This is a genomic window from Niveispirillum sp. GW835-FHT14G11 (assembly GCF_058793615.1).
On record NZ_JBXAFZ010000004.1, the window covers coordinates 93423 to 112881 of the forward strand.

Sequence of the window (19459 nt, forward strand, 5' to 3'; positions counted from 1 at the left end):
GTGATGAAGCGTTTCTACAAGCAGGTGGCGGTGATCGAGGCCGCGGACGGTTTCTCCGTGGCGCTGGACGCCAAGCCGGTGCGCACGCCGGCCAAGCTGCCGCTGGTGGTGCCCACCCGCGCGCTGGCCCAGGCCATCGCCGCGGAATGGGCGGCGCAGGGGGAGGAGGTGAAACCCGCCACCATGCCCCTGACGCAGCTGGCCAGCACCAGCATCGACGGGGTGCGCGGCCGCATGGACGCAGTCGCGGCGGCATCGGCCGTCTATGGCGAGAGCGAGCTGGTCTGTTACCGCGCGGACGAGCCGGCGGAGCTGGTGGAGCGCCAGGCCAGACTGTGGAACCCGCTGCTGGACTGGGCGGCGCGGCGCTATGACGCGCAACTGCTGGTCACCAGCGGCATCATCCATCGCGCCCAGCCGGTAGATGCCTTGAAGGCATTGCGGGCGGGGGTGGATGAGCTGGATGAATGGCGGCTGACGGCGCTGCAGAATATCATCGGCATCACCGGTTCGCTGCTGGTGTCGCTGGCCCTGGTCGACGGGCATCTGACGGCGGAGCAGGCGTTCGACCTGGCGCAGCTGGACGAGAATTTCCAGATCGAGAAATGGGGCGAGGATTATGAGGCGGCCGACCGGCGCGCCATCCAGCGCGCCGACCTGGCCCATACCGTGCGCTTCCTGGAATTGCTGCGCTGAAGCATCAATTATTGCGCTGCGCAAAAGGTCAGGCGGGATTTTCAGTCCATGTCGAACCTGATACAAGCGATTGCTTGCAAAGTAATGCTTAATCGGGGGAATGGTGGGGATGTTGACTGGTGATGATCGCGCCGTGTTGGCGCGTGTGGGCGATGTTTTGGATCAGGCCCTCCCTCTTCTCCATCGTCATCTTGGTGTGGCGACATTGGATATCGCCGCGCTACGCTCGCTTGTCGATGGGCGTGCAACGGCGGAGCAGCGCGCGGAGATTGCGGCGCTGTTCCGGGCATCGGGGCAGTCGCCAGCCCTGGCCGCGTCCGCGTTCGCCACGGCCCAGGCCGAGCTTTCCGTCGCCCTGATCGCGACGTCCCGCTGGCGTCCCGCGGCGGCGGCGGATGGTGTCCGGGCGCTGGGCCGGGTGCTGTCGCAGGCGTTGGCGACCTTGCTGGCGCCCGCTGGAACGACGCAGGCCAATGGGGCCGGCGCGACCGATCAATCAAGCTTTTTCTCCGGCCTGATGGATCGTACGGTCGATGTGGCGACTGCGATCAACGACGCGTCCATCGCCAATGCCGAAATGGTGGGGCAGCTGCAGGCCGTCGATACCCAGGCCCAGGCCATCGCGGCGGCGACGGAGGAGACGGTGGCAGGGGTCAACGAGATTTCTGCCCGCAGCCAGGATGTCGCCCGGCTCGCTGCGGAAGCGCATGACGTGGCCGAGGGGGGGCGCGGGGCGGTTGCCAACGCGGTGCGCGGCATGGATGCCATCGCCAGGGCCGTGACCGACAGCGCCGCCCGCGTGTCAGAACTGTCCGAAGCGTCGGATCGCATCCAGGACATCCTGGCCAGCATCGAAGCCATCGCGGCGCAGACAAACCTGCTGGCCCTGAACGCCACGATCGAGGCGGCGCGGGCGGGCGAGGCGGGCAAGGGCTTCGCGGTCGTCGCCTCGGAAGTGAAGAGCCTGGCCAACCAGACGGCGCGCGCCACGGAGGATATCCGCGCCCGCCTGGCGCATCTGCGCGCCGAGATGGGGGCCATCGTCGGTTCGATGCAGGAGGGGACGCGCGCGGTGGCCACAGGGCAGGAGCAGATGCGCGAGGTCACGGCCCGCATCAATGATGTCACCGACAGGGTCGATACCACGACGGAGCGCATGGCGGAGATTGCGGCCATCCTGCAGCAGCAGACGGCCGCAGCGCAGGAGGTGGCGCAGGGCGTGACCGACATTGCCGACCGGGCGGCGAAGAACAGCCGATCGATTATGCGCAATGTGGAGGCCACCAAGGGGGTGGAATCACTGCTGGGCAAGCAATTGTCCGACCTGATGAAGCAGGATATCCCCAACAAGATTGTGAAGATCGCCAAGGTCGACCACATCATGTGGAAGAAGCGTCTGGCCGACATGGTCGTGGGGCTGCAGACGCTGAAGGCCGACGAACTGGCCCGTCATGAATCATGCCGCCTGGGCAAATGGTATTACGGTGCCGGGTCGCTGCCGCTGCGCAACCATCCCGCCTTCGCCGGGCTGGAGGCGCCCCACCGGTCGGTGCATGAACATGGCATCCGGGCCGTGGAACTGTTTACCGCCGGCGATCTGGACGGGGCGATGAAAGAGATCGCGCGGGTGGAAGAGGCATCCGAGCGGGTCGTGGCCCAGCTTGATCGCTTGCAACACGAGCCGATGCCGGCCGAGAGGGGGAGTGCGGGTTTCTAATCCGCGTTCCGCAGATCCAGTACATAGGCCAGCGTCACGCCCATCCGTTCCACCCGCAGCACTTCGCGTCCCGCCGGTACCGGGCCGCAACTGCCGCGGGTGAAGGACAGGTAGAAATCGGCCTTGCCCTGGCCGTCAGCCGGGGCCTTCCAGGTGGGTGGCAGAAAGTGCAGGGCGCTGTCATGCGGCCCGCAGATGCGCACACGATAGGGATGGGCGATGGCACCGCCGCCTTCCTCCGACACGATGAGGTTGCGCAGGCGTTCGGCGGCTTCCGACAGGGGGCTGCCCCAGTAATCCAGCTCGAACCGGCCCTCCGCCCCGCTGACGCCGCCGGCCAGGACGTTGTACCAGATGGCCTGATAAGGATGCAGACGGGCCATGGTCAACCCCTGCCAGCCCACCCACACCACCAGCAGGGCACCGGCCACCCGCGTGGCCTGGGGCAGGTGCCTGGTCACGGCGGGGCTGCGCAGCCGGTCGGCCAGTCGATCCAGCCCGATGCCGGCCGCCACCGACAAAGGCGGCAGCAGGAACAGCAGATGGCGGATGCCGTCATAGAGTACCGCACCGGTCACGACGACGATCAGCGGCGGCAGCAGGATCGCCGCCGCCAGCCCCACCCGTTCCGGCAGCAGCGACAACGGTTGCCGCAGGGCGCGGACGCCCATGAAGGCGGCGATGCCCAGGCCCAGCAGCGTCATTTCCGGCAGCTTCACCCCAAACGCCACGGGCACATACCACCAGGGCAGATCGGTGGTCACCAGGGTCCGGCCGGCGAACGGGAAGCTGAAGGATAGCGGGAAATGGGAGAATCCGGCCAGTGCTTCCAGCGGGCGGGACAGCGGCTCCACCTGTGCCCAGGGCCAGCAGGCCAGCATGATCAGCCAGGCCAGGGCGAAGGCCGGGATCAGGCGGGCGGCGGCCGTCAGCCCTTCCCACAGGGCGGTTGCCGGCGGGCGCTGGCGGAACCGCAAGGCCAGCCAATACAGGCAGGCGATGCCCAGCGGTCCGATCAGCACCACCCCACCGACCCGGATGCCCAGTGCCGCCCCGAACGCCAGTCCATAGGCCATCAACGTCCCGGCCTTCTGCCGCGGCAGGTCGCGGATCAGGCGGATCTGGAACAAGGCCATCCAGGCGGCGGCTGTGGCGAACGGCACATCCTTGGGATTGGCGAAGGCCTGGCCCACCCATTCCGGGGTCAGCAGCAGCAGGATGACGGCAAGCGCCCCGGCGCGCGGGCCGGCCAGCATCCGGGCCTGGGCCCGCACGGCGGCCAATCCGGCCACGCCCACCAGCCCGCCGATCAGCCGCCGCGTCTCATAGGCGTCGAACGGCAGCAGGGCGCCCGCCGCGGCGGTCACCGTGTCGTACAGCGCGCCATAGAGATAGAGGTTCTGGAAGCCGAGTACCCGCTGGTCCTCGCCCAGCGACAGGTACCAGTCCAGCGCCCGCCATCCGTTCTCCAGATGCAGCGGTTCGTCCCAAGTGATGCCGTAATGCTTGAAGGTGGCGGCCACAAACAGCAGCGAAGCGGCCAGCGCCGCCTGCGCCACCCCATCCCAGAACGGTGCGGTCCCTGCCTGCTTTGCGGAAGAAAGGGCCATGGCGCCGGTCAGTTCGTCCCGCTGCTGCGCCGGTCGGGCAAGGCGGCGGGAAGGGGGGCGGGCGCATGGTGGTGGCGATGGTCTGTCCGCGTTTCCTCAACGCCGGACGCAGCGAATCCGACGCTGTCGGCGACGAGGTAGAGCGGGCGTCCCTTCACCTCCGTGAAGACGCGGCCCAGATAATCGCCCAGCACGCCCAGGCAGATCAGTTGCACGCCGCCGATGAACAGGGTGGCAACCATCAGCGAGGCATAGCCCGGCACGTCGATGCCGAAGATCATGGTCTTCAACAGGATCAGCGCACCATAGATCACGGCGATGGCTGCCACGCCCAAACCCAGCCAGGACCAGATGCGCAATGGCAGGGTGGAAAAGGAGACGATGCCGTCCATGGCGAAGCGAAACAGCTTCCAGGTGCTGAAAGTGGAGGTGCCGGCATGGCGTTCCGCCGTGTCGAACGGCACGGCAACCTGGCGGAACCCGACCCAGCTATACAGCCCCTTCATGAAGCGCGTGCGTTCGCCCATCAGGTTGAGCGAGTCGACCACCGCACGGTCCATCAGGCGGAAGTCGCCGGCGTCGCGCGGCAGCGGCACCTCCGACATCGCGTCCAGAATCTTGTAGAAACGGCGGGTCAGGAAACGGCGCAAGGGCGGGTCGGTGTCGCGGGAGCGGCGCACACCGAACACCACCTGGGCCCCGGCCTGCCAATGGGCATAGAACGCCTCGATGACTTCCGGGGGATGCTGCAGGTCGCTGTCCATCAGCACGACAGCCCGGCCCGACGCGTGGCGCAGGCCGGCGGTCATGGCCATTTCCTTGCCGAAATTGCGGCTGAACCGCACCAGACGGATACGCGGGTTGGCAGCATGCGCCGACGCCAGCCGGACCCAGGTATCGTCGCGCGAGCCATCATCCACGCACACGATCTCGTACGGTACGCCAAGCCGCTCCAGCACGGGCTGCAGCCGCGCGAACAGGGCGTCGATATTGTCGGCCTCGTTATGCATGGGCAGGACGACGGACAACACCGTGGCCTCGTTCAGGGGGCGCAGGGTGGTGGGCGTTTTCGACGGGTCCTGGTAGGTGGGCGACGACATGACGTGTCCTTGGGATAAGGCGCGCGACGGGGTCGTTGACGCTGGTCGCCGGCTTCGTCGCTTCAAGTTGCGGACACTAAGCCTTTGCCGTTCGGACCGCCAGCCAACCGGAGGGTTATAGGCCCCACCGGCGGCACCGGTACGCGCCATACTCCACCTGTCCGGTCGATATAGCGCATCCTCACCGGTTTTCCAATGGGGCGCGGTGGTTGGAACAGACGGTCTATATCCATCTGGCTCCGACTAAAGAGAACGAGACTTGGGCACCTCCCGCCACAATCATGACACCGTCGGGGTAAAGATTCCCTAAATCACGAACGTGGAAATGATCGACGACAAGTCGGCCCGAATTCGGGTCAGGCCATTAATAGATCGGATATCGCTCTATATTCGACAGATGGTCTCTCAGAACTTGCATCTTATCTGGACGAAGGAGATGATTATGGCTATCAGCATCCCCAGCATCAGCACCGCTTCTGCCCGCCCCGATCTGGCCCACCTGGTGGCGTCCGAGCGCGAATATCTTCGCCGCTATGCGTTGGGGCTGTGTCGCGACGGTGCCGTGGCCGACGATCTGGCCCAGGAATGCATGGAGCGCGCCCTGACCCGCCTGCATCTGTGGGAAGAGGGCACCAACCTGCGGGCCTGGCTGTCCACCATGTTGCGCAACCTGCATATCAACGGTCTGCGCCGGAACCGCAATCATGTCGCCATCGATGATTGCGATGGTGCCGAACTGGGGGGCACACCCGCCCGGCAGATGGGCCGCATGCAGATCCGTGACCTGCGTCGCGCCATGGCCCGGCTGCCGTCCGACCAGCGTGACATGGTGGTGATGGTCGCCATCCATGGCATCAGCTACGAACAGGCCGCCCGCGACGCCAATGTGTCGGTCGGCACCGTGAAGTCCCGCCTGTCGCGGGCCCGCGGCACGCTGCGCCGCCTGATGGATGGCGAAGTCGAAGGCCGGGCATAAAATAAGCCCACGGCCATGGGAAGGGGCCGTGGGCTTATGGTGTTCGCTGATGTGCCGGTTGGCACAAATGATTGACTACGATGCCGACGGCCGGCCGCGACGACGCTTCTTGCGCTCAACGACGGGTGCCGTCACCGCAACCGGGGTGATGCAGCGTTGCAGGCCCTGATAGGCCAGGCGGATCACCCCTGTGAGTTGATCAGGCCCAACCGGGTTTGCCTGGGCATAGGACGTCGCAATCTTTGCGGCCAGCAGGCGCAATTCGTTGGTCGGCGCTTCGGTCATGGGGTTTCCTCCCGCCCTCTGTCTAGGGGTGATATTCTGGAACCCAACCGATCGAAAAGTCTATTTCACGCAAAGCCTAGACACGCAAACGTTGGGCCTATGCCCTTCGTCGGATCGGGCGGGTCCATTACTACCCGCCCGTTGCAACGGTCAGATCAGAACTGGTCATCCGCCAGGGCGTTGACGGCGCGATGGCCGTCGGTCACCACCTTCAGCAGGCCACGCGCCTGCGGCAGGATCTGGTCGGCATAGAAGCGGCCCGTAATGATCTTGGCATCCAGGAACTTGGCATCGGCCCCCGGCTCGCGCAGCAGGTCATTGGCGGCGATCATGGCCTTGGCGGTCAGGTAACCACCGATAGTCACGCCGAACATGCGCAGATAATTCACCGCACCCGAGGCGACGGCATTCTGGTCGCCCTTGCCGGTCGCCACCACCCATTTCGTCGCCGTTTCCACGGCATCGATGGCGTCGGCCAGCCCGGAACCCATGCTGGCCATGTCGTCGCCCGGCTGGGCGGCGATGGCCGCAGCGGTTTCCCGCATTTCCGCGATCAGGGCGAAGGCGGCAGTGCCGCCATCGCGCAGCACCTTGCGGAAGGCCAGGTCGTTGGCCTGGATGCCGTTGGTACCCTCATAGATGGGGGCGATACGGGCATCGCGATAATGCTGGGCGGCACCCGTCTCCTCGATGAAGCCCATGCCGCCATGGATCTGCACGCCCAGGCTGGTCAGTTCCACGCCCAGGTCGGTGCACCAGGCCTTGGTGATGGGGGTCAGCAGATCGTTGAGCGCGTTGGCAGCCTTGGCGGCTTCGGCGTCCGGGTTGCTATGGGCATTGTCCAGGGCCGAGGCCGTCAGATAGACCAGCGCGCGGGCCGCCTCGATCTGCGACTTCATCGCCATCAGCATGCGGCGCACATCCGGATGCTTGATGATGGCGACGGGGGCAGGGTCCTTGCCGGTCAGGGCACGGGACTGCACCCGGCCCTTGGCATATTCCACCGCCTGCTGATAGGCGCGTTCGGCAATGGCCATGCCCTGAAGACCAACACCCAGGCGGGCATTGTTCATCATCGTGAACATATATTCGATGCCGCGATTCTCCTCCCCCACCAGGAAACCCACGGCGCCGCCATTGTCGCCATAGGCCATGACGGCGGTGGGGCTGGCATGGATGCCCATCTTGTGCTCCAGCCCGGCGCAGCGCAGGTCATTGCGCGCGCCCAGGCTGCCATCCTCGTTCACCATGAATTTCGGCACGACGAAAAGGCTGATGCCCTTCACGCCGGCCGGGGCCGTGGGCGTGCGGGCCAGGACCAGATGGATGATATTGTCGGTGAAATCATGTTCGCCATAGGTGATGAAGATCTTCTGGCCGGTGATCAGCCAGGTGCCGTCTTCATTCGGCACGGCCTTGGTGCGAACAGCACCCACGTCGGAACCGGCACCCGGCTCCGTCAGGTTCATGGTGCCGGTCCATTCACCGCTGATCAGCTTTTCCAGGTAGGTGCGCTTCTGCTGTTCCGACCCGTGGGCCTGCAGCAGTTCCACCGCACCCTGGTTCAACATGGGGCAGAGGGAGAAGGACATGTTAGCCGAGGTCCACATCTCCTGGATCGGCAGGGCCAGGGTCCAGGGCAGGCCCTGGCCGCCATATTCCGGATCGAACGGCACGGCGTTCCAGCCGCCTTCGGCATATTTCCAATACGCATCCTTGAAGCCGGGGGCGGTGGTGACGGTGCCGTTCTCCAGCTTGGCGCCATTCTGGTCGCCCACCCGGTTCAGCGGCGCCAACACGTCGCGCGCCAGCTTGCTGGCCTCGTCCAGGACCTGGTCCACCAGATCAGGCGTCACCACGTCGTAGCCGGGCAATCCGGCCACCTGGGCGAGGCCGACCACATGGTTCAGTGTGAAGCGCATATCCTGGAGCGGTGCGTTGTAAGCGGTCATTTGGCCTTGTCCTCCCAGCAGCATTGGGGGCGGTTCCAGCGCCCGCCCGTCCGGTTCATATCATGAAAGATCGCCCGGCGCTCCGACAAGGCTTGCCGAAAATACTGAGCGATTTGGTCATTACGTTAACGTAAAAGGAAGCATCCGTCACCAGACTTTGCATGTCACAGAGGTGTTGATCTCGCTTGGCACGGCGATTGCTTCACCCCTGGCGGAACCAGTGCCCAGTGTGGAGTAAAGTGCCGTGACGACCAGCAGCCTCAACCTTCTGAACCAGCAGGGCAGCAGCACGACCGCCAGCCAGGGCGCTTCGCGCAATGCCCCGGCCCATGTCGTCCGCGCCGTCCAGCAGGCCAGCGACGCCACGGGGGTCGATTTTGCCTATCTGATGGATAAGGCGGGGGTTGAAAGCGGCTATCGCACGGATATCAAGGCATCGACCAGCAGCGCCACCGGCCTGTTCCAGTTCACCGAGGGCACCTGGCTGAACATGGTGGAACAGCATGGGGCCAAGTACGGGCTGGGTGTCTATGCCGACAAGATCAACAATGGTTCCGTCTCCGACCCCGCCACGCGCAAGGAAATCCTGAACCTGCGCAAGGATCCGCGCCTGTCGGCCATCTTCGCCGCCGAACTGGCCAATGACAACAAGACCTATCTGGAGGGTGAACTGGGCCGGCCGGTGGGCAATACCGAACTGTACATGGCGCATTTCCTGGGCGCCGGTGGGGCCGCCAAATTCCTGAAGGCCATGGACAAGAACCCCAACCAGCCGGCGGCCAGCCTGCTGCCCGACGCCGCCAAGGCCAATCTGAACGTCTTCTATGACGGCACGCGGCCCAAATCGGTGGGCCAGATCTTCGACCGGTTCGCGGCCAAGTTCGACGATGCCCCGGCACAATTTGCCGGTTCCACCACCCTGGGTACGGTGCAGGCGGCAGATACGTCTTCCCAGCCCTGGCTGACGGGTGCGCGTTCGGCCGCCACGGGCAAGGAACCGATCTCCACCTTCACCATCATGATGTTGGACAGCTTGGCCCTGCCATCGTCCGATGAGAAGGAGAAGGAGCGCAGCACCGGTTCCGGTGCGCGCGACAGCGATGGCGAGGAACAGGCCAAGGGCCGCGCCAACAACGGCTACGGTCTGAAGGTCGGTCCCAACCTGTCCTCGGCGAGCCTTGTGGCGGCTTGATGCAGGTTCAAACCGCCCGGCTGCCGCCCCCGAACAGGATGCCGGAACCCAGTACGAAGCCGAAATCGTACCAGAGCCCGTCATTGGGATAGGCGTACATCCGCATGTCCAGGATCAGGCTGGCCAGGAAGGTGAAGGGCGCCAGGAAACCATGGATCAGGCCCCACAGGATGCCCGGCAGCGGCTGTACCGCCGTGGGCGCGGGCTGGTTGGCGCATGCCGTGACACACAGGGCCAGCAGCAACAGCATGCCGGCGCGCGCGATATTCTTCCTGGTCTGCTCGTTCATGGGGCCTCCGGGCCGGTTTGGCGTGCCTTGATGGGCTACCAAGGTATAATGCCTGGAACCGGCCAATGGTTCACCGTCGTATGATCGATTCTGTCGACGGGGCAGGGGGCCTGAAAAGCAAAACCCCGCCGGAGGCATCTCCGACGGGGCTGGATATGGTGGCACCGGGGTGATTTGAACACCCGACCAAGGGCTTATGAGTCCCCTGCTCTACCGCTGAGCTACGGTGCCGAAACTGGCCTGTCCGGGGTGGTCCCGAACGGGAGCCGCTATTTATGAAACTGCGTCGGCTCTGTCAACACCTGTTTTCAAAAATCCTCGTCGCGCAGAAGGTGGCGTTTCAGCTGGGCGCGGTAGCGGCCCATGCGGGTGCCGTCATGGCCTGGCCAGCCGGCGCGCAGCGCCGATTGTTCGGCGTCACGCTCGGTCGCGGCCCAGCAGGACAATTCCGTCTCCTTGCCGGCATCATTGCGCCAGCGGAAGATGAAGAGTTTGGGTTCGGGCGGCGACATGGGGCGGGGCACCTGTGGCGGCTTGGGTCCGGAGGCAGAAGATGCGGGCAGGCGGTGTCTATGTCCACCCTGTCCATTTATGGTGGCGATACGCTGCATCGACCACAAGACTTTGGGGGTGGTGGCGCTGTAGGATGCGGTCCTCTCTCCCCTTGCCGGTCCGCCTGCCATGTTGCGATTGCTGCTGACGCCGCTCCGCTGGTTCTTCCGCTTCATCCTTTATACCAGCGTCATCACCACCCTGCTGGTGCTGCTGGCGCCATTCGCCTTCGACATTCCGGGCCGGGCGGAACGGGTGCTGGCCAGCATGAATGACGGGGCCCTGCGCGGCATCAGGGTGCGGGCGGAACCGGAGACGGTCAGTGGCTTTCCGCCGGAACTGGAAATCCGCGACCTGCGGGTGACGGTGGGCGGTGGCGGCGCTGCGTCCACGGCCACGGCCACGGCCACGGCGATGACGGCGGCCAAGGTGCGTGTCGGCATCAATCTCATGGAAAGCGTGCTGCGCGGACGCGTGGTGCTGGTGGCGATGGTGGAGAATCCGGTCATCTATGCCAATCAGCCGCTGAACCTGGGCGCCATCGCCACGGCCATGGGCGTCGCCACCGGCCTTTATACCCAGATCCAGCTGATCGGCGGAGAAGTGATCAATCCCGGCAGCCGCACTGTCGTGGCGCTTGGCGATGACACGCTGACCAACATCAATACCCGCGCCAGCGACGACCAGCAGGTGGCAGAGGTTGTGGCACAGGATGACCCGGGTGCCGCCTCCAACCTCGGTGGTGGCGGGGGCGGCGGGGCCGGCGCCACCGGGGCCACGGCGGCCGGTGTCGGGGCCGGCGTCGTGCCGGGTGTCGTGGCCGGCGTGGCGGCCGGTGTCGGTGGCGTGGTGGCCGGAACCGGCGGTCGCGGCGGTGGTGGCCGGGGGCCCGGCGGCAACCCAGGCGGTGGCACCGACCCGGGTGGTGGTGGCAATCCCGGTGGGGGTGATCCTGGTGGTGGCACGAATCCGGGTGGCGGAACGAACCCGGGTGGCGGAACGAACCCCGGCGGGGGCACGCCCGGTGGTGGCGGGGAAATACCCGGCGGCGGCACCAATCCGGGTGGTGGCGGGATTCCGGGTGGCGGTGGCATCCCTGGAGGGGGAGGGATTCCAGGCGGCGGTGGCATCCCCGGTGGCGGCACGAATCCGGGCGGCGGCACCAATCCGGGTGGTGGAACGAACCCCGGCGGCGGCACCAATCCGGGTGGTGGAACGAACCCGGGTGGCGGCACCAATCCGGGTGGTGGAACGAACCCGGGTGGCGGCACCAATCCGGGCGGTGGAACGAACCCTGGCGGTGGTACCAATCCGGGTGGTGGAACGAACCCCGGTGGCGGCACCGATCCAGGTGGTGGAACGAACCCCGGTGGCGGCACCGATCCAGGTGGTGGAACGAACCCCGGTGGCGGCACCAATCCCGGCGGCGGGACGAACCCCGGTGGCGGCACCAATCCGGGCGGCGGGACGAACCCCGGTGGCGGCACCAATCCGGGCGGCGGGACGAATCCAGGTGGCGGCACCAATCCGGGCGGCGGGACGAACCCCGGTGGCGGCACCAATCCGGGCGGCGGAACGAATCCAGGTGGCGGCACCAATCCAGGTGGTGGAACGAACCCTGGGGGCGGTACCAATCCGGGCGGTGGCACCAACCCCGGCGGTGGTGGCACCGATCCGGGTGGCGGCACGGGTCCTGGCGGTGGCGGCACTAATCCGCCGATGTGTACCTGTCCCTGCGGCTTCTGACAGGGGGGCGGTCGTCAGGCCGCCCGCTGCCGGCTGGCGGCGCGGTCCAGGAACAGGCAGAGCGCCAGGACGGGAATGCCGATGGCGGCGGTCCCGGCGAAGAACCAGGCATAGGCCCCCATTTGCCCGGCCACCGGCTCCAGCGCCTGTACCATCTGTCCGGAGAAACCCTTCAGTATCTTGCCCAGAACGGCATAGAAGGATGACAGCAGGGCATATTGCGTGGCGGTATAGCCCAGGCTGGTCAGGCTGGACATATAGGCAGTCAGCGCTACGCCCGCAAAGCCGGTGGACAGGTTGTCAACCACAATGGCCGCTGTGAACACGCCGATATCCGGACCGCTGAGCGCCATGACGGAGAAGGCCAGGTTGGAGAAGGGGCCGAGCACGGCACCCAGGATCAGGGTCCGCCGGAAACCCAGCTTCACCGAGGCCAGCCCCCCCAGGGCAATGCCGGCCAGCGAGGCCCAGAGGCCGACCGAGGCGCGTACCGTGCCCACCACCTCCTTCGTCAGCCCCAGATCCACATAGAAGGGGTTGATCATGGGGCCGATCATGAAATCGCCCAGCCGGAAGGTGGAAACCACCAACAGGATTAGCACTGACAGCGTTCCATAGGTGCGCAGGAAGCTGAGGAAAGGCCCGGCGATGGCGTCGATCAGGCCATCGATCCGCCACAGCGGTACCGACGAGTAGCCTTCCGCCGGCGCATGGCGCATCGGCTCCGTGCCCAGCAGGGTGGCGGCGATGCCGACCCCCATGATGGCGCCGGCCACACCATAGGAAGCCTGCCAGCCGACACCGGCCGCCAGCAGCAGGATCAGGCTGTCGGTGGCCAGCATGGCGGCGCGATAGCCTGTCTGGTAGGCGGCGGACAGCAATCCCTGTTCGGCGCCATCCTCGGCACTTTCGATGCGCCAGGCATCGACCACGATGTCCTGGGTGGCCGAGGCAAAGGCGGCCAGCAGGGCGAAGGCGCCCAGCTTCCACAGGTTGCCACCTTCCGGCCCCACGGCCGCCATGCCGAACAGACCGGCACCGATCAAGAGCTGTGATAGAAGCATCCAGCCGCGCCGGCGGCCCAGCCAACCGAACAAGGGTGCGTCCAGCCGATCCACCAGCGGCGACCATATCCATTTCATGGAATAGGCGATGCCTACCCAGGACAGGAACCCGATGGTGGCCAGGTCGGCCCCGCCCTCACGCAGCCAGAAACCCAGCGTATTGCCGGTCAACAGGAACGGCAGGCCCGACGAGAAGCCCAGCAGCAGCATGACCAGCACTTTGCGCTGGCGGAGCGAGTGCAGCACCTGTCGCCAGCCGATGGGGGCCTTTTCGGGGGCCGGGTTCGCTGCGGTGGCCGTCATGGGCAGTCCTGTCATATGAGCGGGGAAACGAAAGACCTTGAGTATAGGCAAGGGCTTGACCGTCCGCGCGGCCTATTTGCGCACGAACATTGCGCAAAACGCAGGTGGTTAAGACTGGAAAATACCCACACCTGCGCTTACAAAGTTCGACCCACCGGTGAAAGCCGACGCTGGGCAACCCATATGCACATGCCATCGCCGGGGAAAGAGGCTCCGCGCGGACATGTTGAGAAGGATGAGGCAGGACATGTCGACGGATACGCAGAAGGTGGGGACCGCGGGGCGCTGGACGCCTGACAGCTGGCGCGCCAAGCCGATCCGGCAGGTCCCGGCCTATCCCGACGAAACCCGGTTGAAGGCCGCGGAAGCCAAGTTGGCGGCCTATCCGCCGCTGGTTTTTGCGGGCGAGGCGCGGCGGCTGAAGGATCATCTGGGCAAGGTGGCGCGGGGCGAGGCCTTCCTGCTGCAAGGCGGCGATTGCGCCGAGAGCTTTGCCGAGTTCCATCCCAACAATATCCGCGACACGTTCCGCGTGATGCTGCAGATGGCCGTGGTCCTGACCTTCGGTGCCGCCACGCCGGTGGTGAAGGTGGGCCGTCTGGCCGGCCAGTTCGCCAAGCCGCGGTCGGCCGATACCGAGGTGATTGACGGTGTTGAACTGCCGTCTTATCGCGGCGATATCATCAACGGCTTCGACTTCACGCCCGAGGCGCGCATCCCCGACCCGGATCGGATGGTTCAGGCCTTCAACCAGTCGGCGGCGACGCTGAACCTGTTGCGTGCCTTCGCCCAGGGCGGCTATGCCGACCTGCACAAGGTGCACCAGTGGAACCTGGGCTTTGTGGAGAAGAGCCCGCAGGGCGAGCGCTACCGGGATCTGGCCAACCGCCTGGACGAGACCCTGTCCTTTATGGCCGCCTGTGGCATCACCGGCGACACCACGCCGCAGATCCGCGAGACGGAGCTGTTCACCAGCCACGAGGCGCTGCTGCTGCCCTACGAGCAGGCGCTGACCCGCATCGACAGCACCAGTGGCGATTGGTACGACGTGTCGGCCCATATGCTGTGGATCGGCGACCGCACCCGCCAGCATGATGGCGCGCATGTGGAATTCCTGCGCGGGGTGAAGAACCCGATCGGCCTGAAATGCGGGCCGACCATGGACCCCGACGATTTGATCCGCCTGATCGATATCCTGAACCCGGCGGACGAGGCGGGTCGCCTGACCCTGATCGTGCGCATGGGATCGGACAAGGTGGCCGACAAGCTGGCCCCGCTGGTGCGGAAGGTGCTGCGCGAAGGCCGACAGGTCGTATGGTCCTGCGACCCGATGCATGGCAACACCATCAAATCCTCCACCGGCTACAAGACCCGGCCGTTCGACCGGGTGCTGGGTGAGGTGCGGGGCTTCATGGAGGTCATCCGGGCCGAGGGCGCCTATCCCGGCGGCGTGCATTTCGAGATGACGGGCCAGGACGTGACCGAGTGCACGGGCGGGGCCCAGGCCATCACCGACCATGCCTTGGCCCTGCGCTACCACACCGCCTGCGACCCGCGCCTGAATGCCAGCCAGTCGCTGGAACTGGCCTTCCTGATCGCGGAAAGCCTGAAGGCCGTGCGCGACGGCCAGCCGCGCACGCGGGTGGCGGCGGAGTAAGCCGCGCATCGGGATTATCGTCGCAAGGAAGCGGCCGGGGTGGCATGTCCGCCCCGGCCGTTTTCCATCAATAAGCTTCCAGATTTGCCTGTCCACCGCGTATAGTTCACCAAAAGGAATTGAACGCGGGTTGGGGTAATATGGCCGTTCCAAGTGGCAAGTTCACGACCCGTATGGTCGAGGCGGGCACGTTCAGGTCCAACCCGTTCCGGTTGATCGATGTCGGTGCGCTGGGCGGTTTCAATTCCCGCTGGGCGGTTCTGTCGCCCGACCGTCAGATGATCGGCTTTGAACCGCAATATGCGACCCAGATGGAGTCGGACGGGCAGGTGGTCTATCCCTATGCCGTCGGACGCACGCGGGGGGAGGGCACGATCAATGTCTATCAGGGGCGCGCCCTGTCTTCCTTCCTGCCGATCAAGCCGGAATGGATCGAGCGCTCCTGCGTATTCAATGAACAGGCAACGCTGCTTGAACAGGCCAAGGTACCGGTGATCGGCCTGGATGAGTTCAACAGCGAGCACCGGCTGGGCAAGGTCGATTTCATCAAGATCGACACCGAAGGCACCGAACTGGACATCCTGAAAGGTGCCGAACGCCTGCTGACAGACGGGGTGCTGGGCGTGGAACTGGAGGTCTATTTCCATGAAACCCACCAGGGCCGCTGCCTGTTCAGCGATGTCGATATTTACATGCGTGGCCTGGGGTTCACGCTGTTCGATCTGAAGCCGTGGCGATTTTCCAAGATGGCCATGCCGAACATGGAGCCGACCCGCTTCGGCATCAGCCCGTTCGGCCAGGTCATGGGCGGTGACGTGGTGTATCTACGCGATCTGGCGGCATTGCCAGCGGGTGCGGCGGCGCCGGCGGCGGTGGATGTTCTGAAGCTCGCCTGTTTCATGGATCTGTGGGAAATGCCGGATTGCGCCGTGGAACTGCTGGACAAGGCAGCTGCCGCCGGCTGGCTGGCGCCGGGGCTTCTGCCGGAGGGGGCTGTCGATCTGCTGGTGCCAACCGTCATGGGCCGCACCGTGACCCTCGACATTTACCGCAATCTCGCCAATCTATTTCGCTGAAGCCTTTTCCATGAGCCAGCCCTTTGGGGGCCGGCCCCGCGCACGGGTACAACGGAACCTCCATCATGAAACTTGTTGGCCTGTGCGTCACACACAATGAGGACGACATCGTCGAAGCCTTCGTCCGGCACAACCTGACCCTGCTGGATCAGTTGTATGTGGTCGATGACGGTTCCACCGACGGGACGCCCGCCATCCTGGACAAGCTCGCGCAGGAATTGCCGGGCCTGCGGCTTCTGCCGCTTGACCAGGTGCGGGCAATATCCGCGTCGCCTTTGCAAACCGGCATGCTGGCCCTGGCCCGGGCGCAAAATGGCGCGGCAACCTATTTCGCCCTTGATGCGGATGAATTCCTTCAGTTCGACGGCGATCGTGACTTCGTGCGTGGTGTCTTCGCAAGCGCGGGCAATCTGTTCTGCCATTTCCACCGCGTCTGTGTTCTGGCCGACAGCGACGATACCATCGATGTCAACAAGCTGGGCCCCCGTCGTTTCCGGTCCATGGAGATTGCGGAACAGGTCCAGCGCGTTGGGGGACCGCAGTCGCGCAAGATCATCATCTGCCTGACACATCCCGACAGCGCCACCGAGGTCAGCTATCTTCCCGGCGCGCATGCCGCCGCACCCGGCCATAGCCTGGCCGTTTCCGACTGCACCTTCGTGTCGGCGCTCCATGTTCCCATCCGCTCGCTGTCGCAGGTGGAAAAGCGGCTGGCCACGGTGGTCGCTGACCATGCGCGGAGGCTGGGGACGACAGCCACCTTGCCGCCCCCCCTGCTGGCCATCCAGACAATCCTGGATCAGCGTCCCCTGACCGGTGGCGACCTGCTGCCGCTCAGTGCGGCTTGGGTGTCCAGCGCGCAGGAAACCGGATTGAGCATCGCACAGGGCGACCTGTCCGGCCTTTTCCGCTACACGCTTCGGTACCGGGACCTGCAGCAAGGGCCCGGAGGGGCCGTTCTGCGCACCAACGGTCGGGCCATCGCCGAGCTTTCAGCCCGCAATCGCGACCTGGAAGCGGAACTGCTCCGCCTGAAGGTGGGCCCCCTGATGCAGGCGGGTGATCTGGCCGGCGCGCGGGCCCTGCTGGAGCCGTGGTTAAGGGTGAATGCGGCCTTCGACCTCATGGAGATGTATTTCGATATCATCGAGCGGCAGAAGGCGGCCGACGTTCCGGTCGACCTGTTGAAGAATGCCGACCGCTTGTCCAATCCGCAGCGCTTCCCCGTCGGGCGGATGCCGGATGGCCGCCTGTTCCTGAGCTATATGGAAATGGATATTTCCTACGCGTGCAATCTGCGGTGCGAGGGCTGTTCGCATTATTCGAACTATGCCATGCCGGGTGTGGTGCGGCTGGGTGAAGCGCGGGCCTGGATGGCCAATTGGGCCGAACGGATCGTGCCGGCGCAGTTCCGCCTGCTGGGTGGGGAGCCGGCGATCAACCCCGACGCCGCCCATATCATCCGCGCCGCAGCGGAGATTTTCCCCCATGCCCGCCGATCGCTGGTCAGCAACGGCCTGCTGCTGCGACGGCGTACCGACATGATGCAGGCGCTGGCCGAAACCGGCACCAGCCTGCACATCTCGCTGCATGACCGCGACCCGGCGGTACAGACGAAGTTGCGGGATGTGATGACCTGGTCGCTCTCCATGGGCATCACCACCACCTATTCAGAGGATTTTCCCGACGACTTCACCCGCCTTTACCAGGGGACCGGTAAGGATATCCGCCCGTTCGAGGACAAGCAGCCGTTTGCGGCCTGGGGCTGCTGTTCGGAGAAGAACTGCACCTGCATCCATGAGGGGCTGATCTGGAAGTGCCCGCCGCTGGCCTTCCTCAATATCCTGGACAAGAAGATCAAGCTGACGGGCCGGCCGGAATGGGAACAGTATCTGAAACATCGTGGCCTGCCGCCGACCGCATCCACCGATGAACTTTATGCCTACCTCGCCTATCCGGAGCGGGACTGTGACATGTGCCCCGCCATCCGGCCGGACTGACAGATCTTCGCCGCCCGATGGCCGGACTGTATCGCCCCCTCGATGGTGGCGGGCAGCCCGGTATCCGTCCAGTCGCCGGCCAGGAACAGGTTGCGGGCCAGGCGCGGGCCGGGGCGAAGGCGGTTCTGGTCCGGTGTTGCGGCGAAGGTTGCCCGCCTTTCCTTCACGATGCGGTGGGGCGGAATCTGGGTGGGGTCCAAGCCCAGCACCCTTGCCACGTCGCGCCACAGCAGGGCCGGCAGATCGTCGTGATCCAGCAGCGCGTCGGCCGCGCTGACGGTGATGGATACGGTGTCGCCGCGCGCGAACAGCCATTCCGCCGTCCCGCCGATCAGCCCCAGCACAGGGTGCCCGCCGGGCAATTGCACCGGTCCATCCAGCCGGAAATGCGCGTTCAGGATGGCATGAAAGCGGGTGGGAGCGGGAAGATTCGGCAGCAGGGCGCCGACCGCCTCCGCCGGCAGCGCCAGGACGACCTGGTCATCCGGCGCCAGCACCCGATGATTGCCGGGAAAGACCAGGGCCACAGCGGCACCGTCGGGGCCTTGCTCCACCGCCTTCAGCCGCTGGCCGAAATGCAGGGAGGCCCCTTGTTCGGCCAGGAAAGACAGGGCGGGATCGACCAGGGCGGCGGACAGGCCGCCAGCACCGGCAATAGAGGGCTGGCAGGCCGCGGCTCCGCGCAGCAGGGTGCGGAACAGCACCCTGCGCAGCAGGCGGGCCGACCCCGCCTCATAGGGTGTATTCAGGATCGAGACGGCCAGTGGCTTCCACAGCCGTTCGGTCAAGGGATGATCTACCGGCAGCAGGTCGGCCACCGTCTGGTGCCGACCGGCCAATGCGAGTTTCAGGAGGGAGAAATAATCGCCGACCCAGCTGTCCGGCACGCGCCGCGACGGATCGGTCAGCCAGAGCGGCAGGGGGCCGGCACCTGGGCGCAGGGTCCAGGTGCGGCCACCGGGCAGCTCCAGGAACGGGATGGCCACCGGGTCCCAGGTCAGCAGCCCGTCAACGCCGCCGATCCGGTCCAGATAGGTGAAGCAATCACGGTTGGCGCCCAGGATCAGATGGTTGCCATTGTCGATGGTGCGGTCCAGATGCGCGTCGTGCCAGGAGCGGCAGCGACCGCCAGCATGGTCCGTGGCCTCGTAAACCGAGACCCTACGGCCAGCCTGGTTCAGGGCGGTGGCGCAGGCCAGACCCGACAGGCCAGCGCCCACGACATGGACGATGCCCCCCATCGG

General features: G+C 65.6%; 16 protein-coding genes and 1 tRNA gene. 8 read left to right on the plus strand and 9 right to left on the minus strand.

Annotated elements, in window-relative coordinates; translation table 11 throughout:
• The first annotated feature begins 3 nt into the window (after positions 1 to 3).
• Together AC1Q7F_RS08990 and AC1Q7F_RS08995 are read left to right on the plus strand one after the other, a co-directional pair.
• Positions 4 to 696: an ATP12 family chaperone protein gene (locus AC1Q7F_RS08990; protein ID WP_492505895.1), complete on the plus strand. Its 693-nt coding sequence runs from the start codon at positions 4 to 6 to the stop codon at positions 694 to 696.
• 196 nt (positions 697 to 892) lie between these two features.
• A complete protein-coding gene (locus AC1Q7F_RS08995; RefSeq protein ID WP_492505897.1) occupies positions 893 to 2413 on the plus strand; it encodes a methyl-accepting chemotaxis protein in 1521 nt (506 codons plus the stop codon).
• On the opposite strand, the gene AC1Q7F_RS09000 is transcribed toward AC1Q7F_RS08995, so the two are convergent.
• Together AC1Q7F_RS09000 and AC1Q7F_RS09005 are read right to left on the minus strand one after the other, a co-directional pair.
• On the minus strand, positions 2410 to 4023 hold the full coding sequence (locus tag AC1Q7F_RS09000) for a glycosyltransferase family protein (RefSeq protein WP_492505899.1): 1614 nt from the start codon (positions 4021 to 4023) through the stop codon (positions 2410 to 2412). The genes AC1Q7F_RS08995 and AC1Q7F_RS09000 overlap by 4 nt on opposite strands.
• An 8-nt stretch (positions 4024 to 4031) precedes the next feature.
• The gene (locus tag AC1Q7F_RS09005; RefSeq protein WP_492505901.1) at positions 4032 to 5123 is read right to left on the minus strand and encodes a glycosyltransferase family 2 protein; all 1092 of its coding nucleotides are present in this window, start codon (positions 5121 to 5123) and stop codon (positions 4032 to 4034) included.
• A gap of 442 nt (positions 5124 to 5565) precedes the next feature.
• On the opposite strand from AC1Q7F_RS09005, the gene AC1Q7F_RS09010 reads away from it, so the two are divergent.
• A complete protein-coding gene (locus AC1Q7F_RS09010; protein WP_492505903.1) occupies positions 5566 to 6099 on the plus strand; it encodes a sigma-70 family RNA polymerase sigma factor in 534 nt (177 codons plus the stop codon).
• A gap of 75 nt (positions 6100 to 6174) precedes the next feature.
• On the opposite strand, the gene AC1Q7F_RS09015 is transcribed toward AC1Q7F_RS09010, so the two are convergent.
• On the minus strand, positions 6175 to 6384 hold the full coding sequence (locus AC1Q7F_RS09015; protein ID WP_492505905.1) for a hypothetical protein: 210 nt from the start codon (positions 6382 to 6384) through the stop codon (positions 6175 to 6177).
• A gap of 155 nt (positions 6385 to 6539) precedes the next feature.
• Positions 6540 to 8336, minus strand: coding sequence for an acyl-CoA dehydrogenase (locus tag AC1Q7F_RS09020; RefSeq protein ID WP_492505907.1), 1797 nt, complete (start codon positions 8334 to 8336; stop codon positions 6540 to 6542).
• Between the two features lie 244 nt (positions 8337 to 8580).
• Here AC1Q7F_RS09020 and AC1Q7F_RS09025 point away from each other — a divergent pair, with 244 nt between their 5' ends.
• The gene (locus AC1Q7F_RS09025) at positions 8581 to 9528 is read left to right on the plus strand and encodes a lysozyme family protein (protein ID WP_492505909.1); all 948 of its coding nucleotides are present in this window, start codon (positions 8581 to 8583) and stop codon (positions 9526 to 9528) included.
• 7 nt (positions 9529 to 9535) lie between these two features.
• Here the strand turns inward: AC1Q7F_RS09025 and AC1Q7F_RS09030 are convergent, their stop codons facing one another.
• The 3 genes from AC1Q7F_RS09030 to AC1Q7F_RS09040 form a co-directional block, all read right to left on the minus strand.
• On the minus strand, positions 9536 to 9817 hold the full coding sequence (locus AC1Q7F_RS09030) for a hypothetical protein (RefSeq protein ID WP_492505911.1): 282 nt from the start codon (positions 9815 to 9817) through the stop codon (positions 9536 to 9538).
• A gap of 156 nt (positions 9818 to 9973) precedes the next feature.
• Positions 9974 to 10048: transfer RNA gene (locus AC1Q7F_RS09035), tRNA-Met, on the minus strand.
• 77 nt (positions 10049 to 10125) lie between these two features.
• Entirely contained in the window at positions 10126 to 10329 is a 204-nt protein-coding gene (locus tag AC1Q7F_RS09040; protein ID WP_416572127.1) for a hypothetical protein, read from the minus strand.
• Positions 10330 to 10498: 169 nt separating this feature from the next.
• Between AC1Q7F_RS09040 and AC1Q7F_RS09045 the strand changes: the two genes are divergently transcribed.
• Positions 10499 to 12115: a hypothetical protein gene (locus AC1Q7F_RS09045; RefSeq protein ID WP_492505913.1), complete on the plus strand. Its 1617-nt coding sequence runs from the start codon at positions 10499 to 10501 to the stop codon at positions 12113 to 12115.
• 14 nt (positions 12116 to 12129) lie between these two features.
• Here AC1Q7F_RS09045 and AC1Q7F_RS09050 read toward each other — a convergent pair whose 3' ends face one another.
• Positions 12130 to 13482, minus strand: coding sequence for an AmpG family muropeptide MFS transporter (locus AC1Q7F_RS09050; RefSeq protein WP_492505915.1), 1353 nt, complete (start codon positions 13480 to 13482; stop codon positions 12130 to 12132).
• A 247-nt stretch (positions 13483 to 13729) separates the two neighbouring features.
• On the opposite strand from AC1Q7F_RS09050, the gene AC1Q7F_RS09055 reads away from it, so the two are divergent.
• From AC1Q7F_RS09055 to AC1Q7F_RS09065, 3 genes are all read left to right on the plus strand, one after another.
• Positions 13730 to 15139 carry a class II 3-deoxy-7-phosphoheptulonate synthase gene (locus tag AC1Q7F_RS09055; RefSeq protein ID WP_492505917.1) on the plus strand — a complete coding sequence of 470 codons (1410 nt, stop codon included), beginning with the start codon at positions 13730 to 13732 and terminating at the stop codon, positions 15137 to 15139.
• Positions 15140 to 15279: 140 nt separating this feature from the next.
• Complete coding sequence (locus tag AC1Q7F_RS09060) at positions 15280 to 16215, plus strand: FkbM family methyltransferase (protein WP_492505919.1); 936 nt, start codon at positions 15280 to 15282, stop codon at positions 16213 to 16215.
• Positions 16216 to 16280: 65 nt separating this feature from the next.
• Entirely contained in the window at positions 16281 to 18215 is a 1935-nt protein-coding gene (locus tag AC1Q7F_RS09065; RefSeq protein ID WP_492505921.1) for a radical SAM protein, read from the plus strand.
• On the opposite strand, the gene hpnE is transcribed toward AC1Q7F_RS09065, so the two are convergent.
• Complete coding sequence (hpnE, locus tag AC1Q7F_RS09070) at positions 18167 to 19456, minus strand: hydroxysqualene dehydroxylase HpnE (RefSeq protein ID WP_492505923.1); 1290 nt, start codon at positions 19454 to 19456, stop codon at positions 18167 to 18169. The two genes, AC1Q7F_RS09065 and hpnE, sit on opposite strands and share 49 nt — an antisense overlap.
• Between the last annotated feature and the right edge of the window lie 3 nt (positions 19457 to 19459).

Bases quoted from the DNA above. Each gene is read 5' to 3' on its own strand.
- AC1Q7F_RS09030 (WP_492505911.1), bottom strand. From the start codon at position 9,817: ATGAACGAGCAGACCAGGAAGAATATCGCGCGCGCCGGCATGCTGTTG.
- AC1Q7F_RS09050 (WP_492505915.1), bottom strand. From the start codon at position 13,482: ATGACGGCCACCGCAGCGAACCCGGCCCCCGAAAAGGCCCCCATCGGC.
- AC1Q7F_RS09005 (WP_492505901.1), bottom strand. From the start codon at position 5,123: ATGTCGTCGCCCACCTACCAGGACCCGTCGAAAACGCCCACCACCCTG.
- AC1Q7F_RS09000 (WP_492505899.1), bottom strand. From the start codon at position 4,023: ATGGCCCTTTCTTCCGCAAAGCAGGCAGGGACCGCACCGTTCTGGGAT.
- AC1Q7F_RS09055 (WP_492505917.1), top strand. From the start codon at position 13,730: ATGTCGACGGATACGCAGAAGGTGGGGACCGCGGGGCGCTGGACGCCT.
- AC1Q7F_RS09010 (WP_492505903.1), top strand. From the start codon at position 5,566: ATGGCTATCAGCATCCCCAGCATCAGCACCGCTTCTGCCCGCCCCGAT.
- AC1Q7F_RS09020 (WP_492505907.1), bottom strand. From the start codon at position 8,336: ATGACCGCTTACAACGCACCGCTCCAGGATATGCGCTTCACACTGAAC.
- AC1Q7F_RS08990 (WP_492505895.1), top strand. From the start codon at position 4: ATGAAGCGTTTCTACAAGCAGGTGGCGGTGATCGAGGCCGCGGACGGT.
- hpnE (WP_492505923.1), bottom strand. From the start codon at position 19,456: ATGGGGGGCATCGTCCATGTCGTGGGCGCTGGCCTGTCGGGTCTGGCC.
- AC1Q7F_RS09065 (WP_492505921.1), top strand. From the start codon at position 16,281: ATGAAACTTGTTGGCCTGTGCGTCACACACAATGAGGACGACATCGTC.
- AC1Q7F_RS09060 (WP_492505919.1), top strand. From the start codon at position 15,280: ATGGCCGTTCCAAGTGGCAAGTTCACGACCCGTATGGTCGAGGCGGGC.
- AC1Q7F_RS09015 (WP_492505905.1), bottom strand. From the start codon at position 6,384: ATGACCGAAGCGCCGACCAACGAATTGCGCCTGCTGGCCGCAAAGATT.
- AC1Q7F_RS09040 (WP_416572127.1), bottom strand. From the start codon at position 10,329: ATGTCGCCGCCCGAACCCAAACTCTTCATCTTCCGCTGGCGCAATGAT.
- AC1Q7F_RS09045 (WP_492505913.1), top strand. From the start codon at position 10,499: ATGTTGCGATTGCTGCTGACGCCGCTCCGCTGGTTCTTCCGCTTCATC.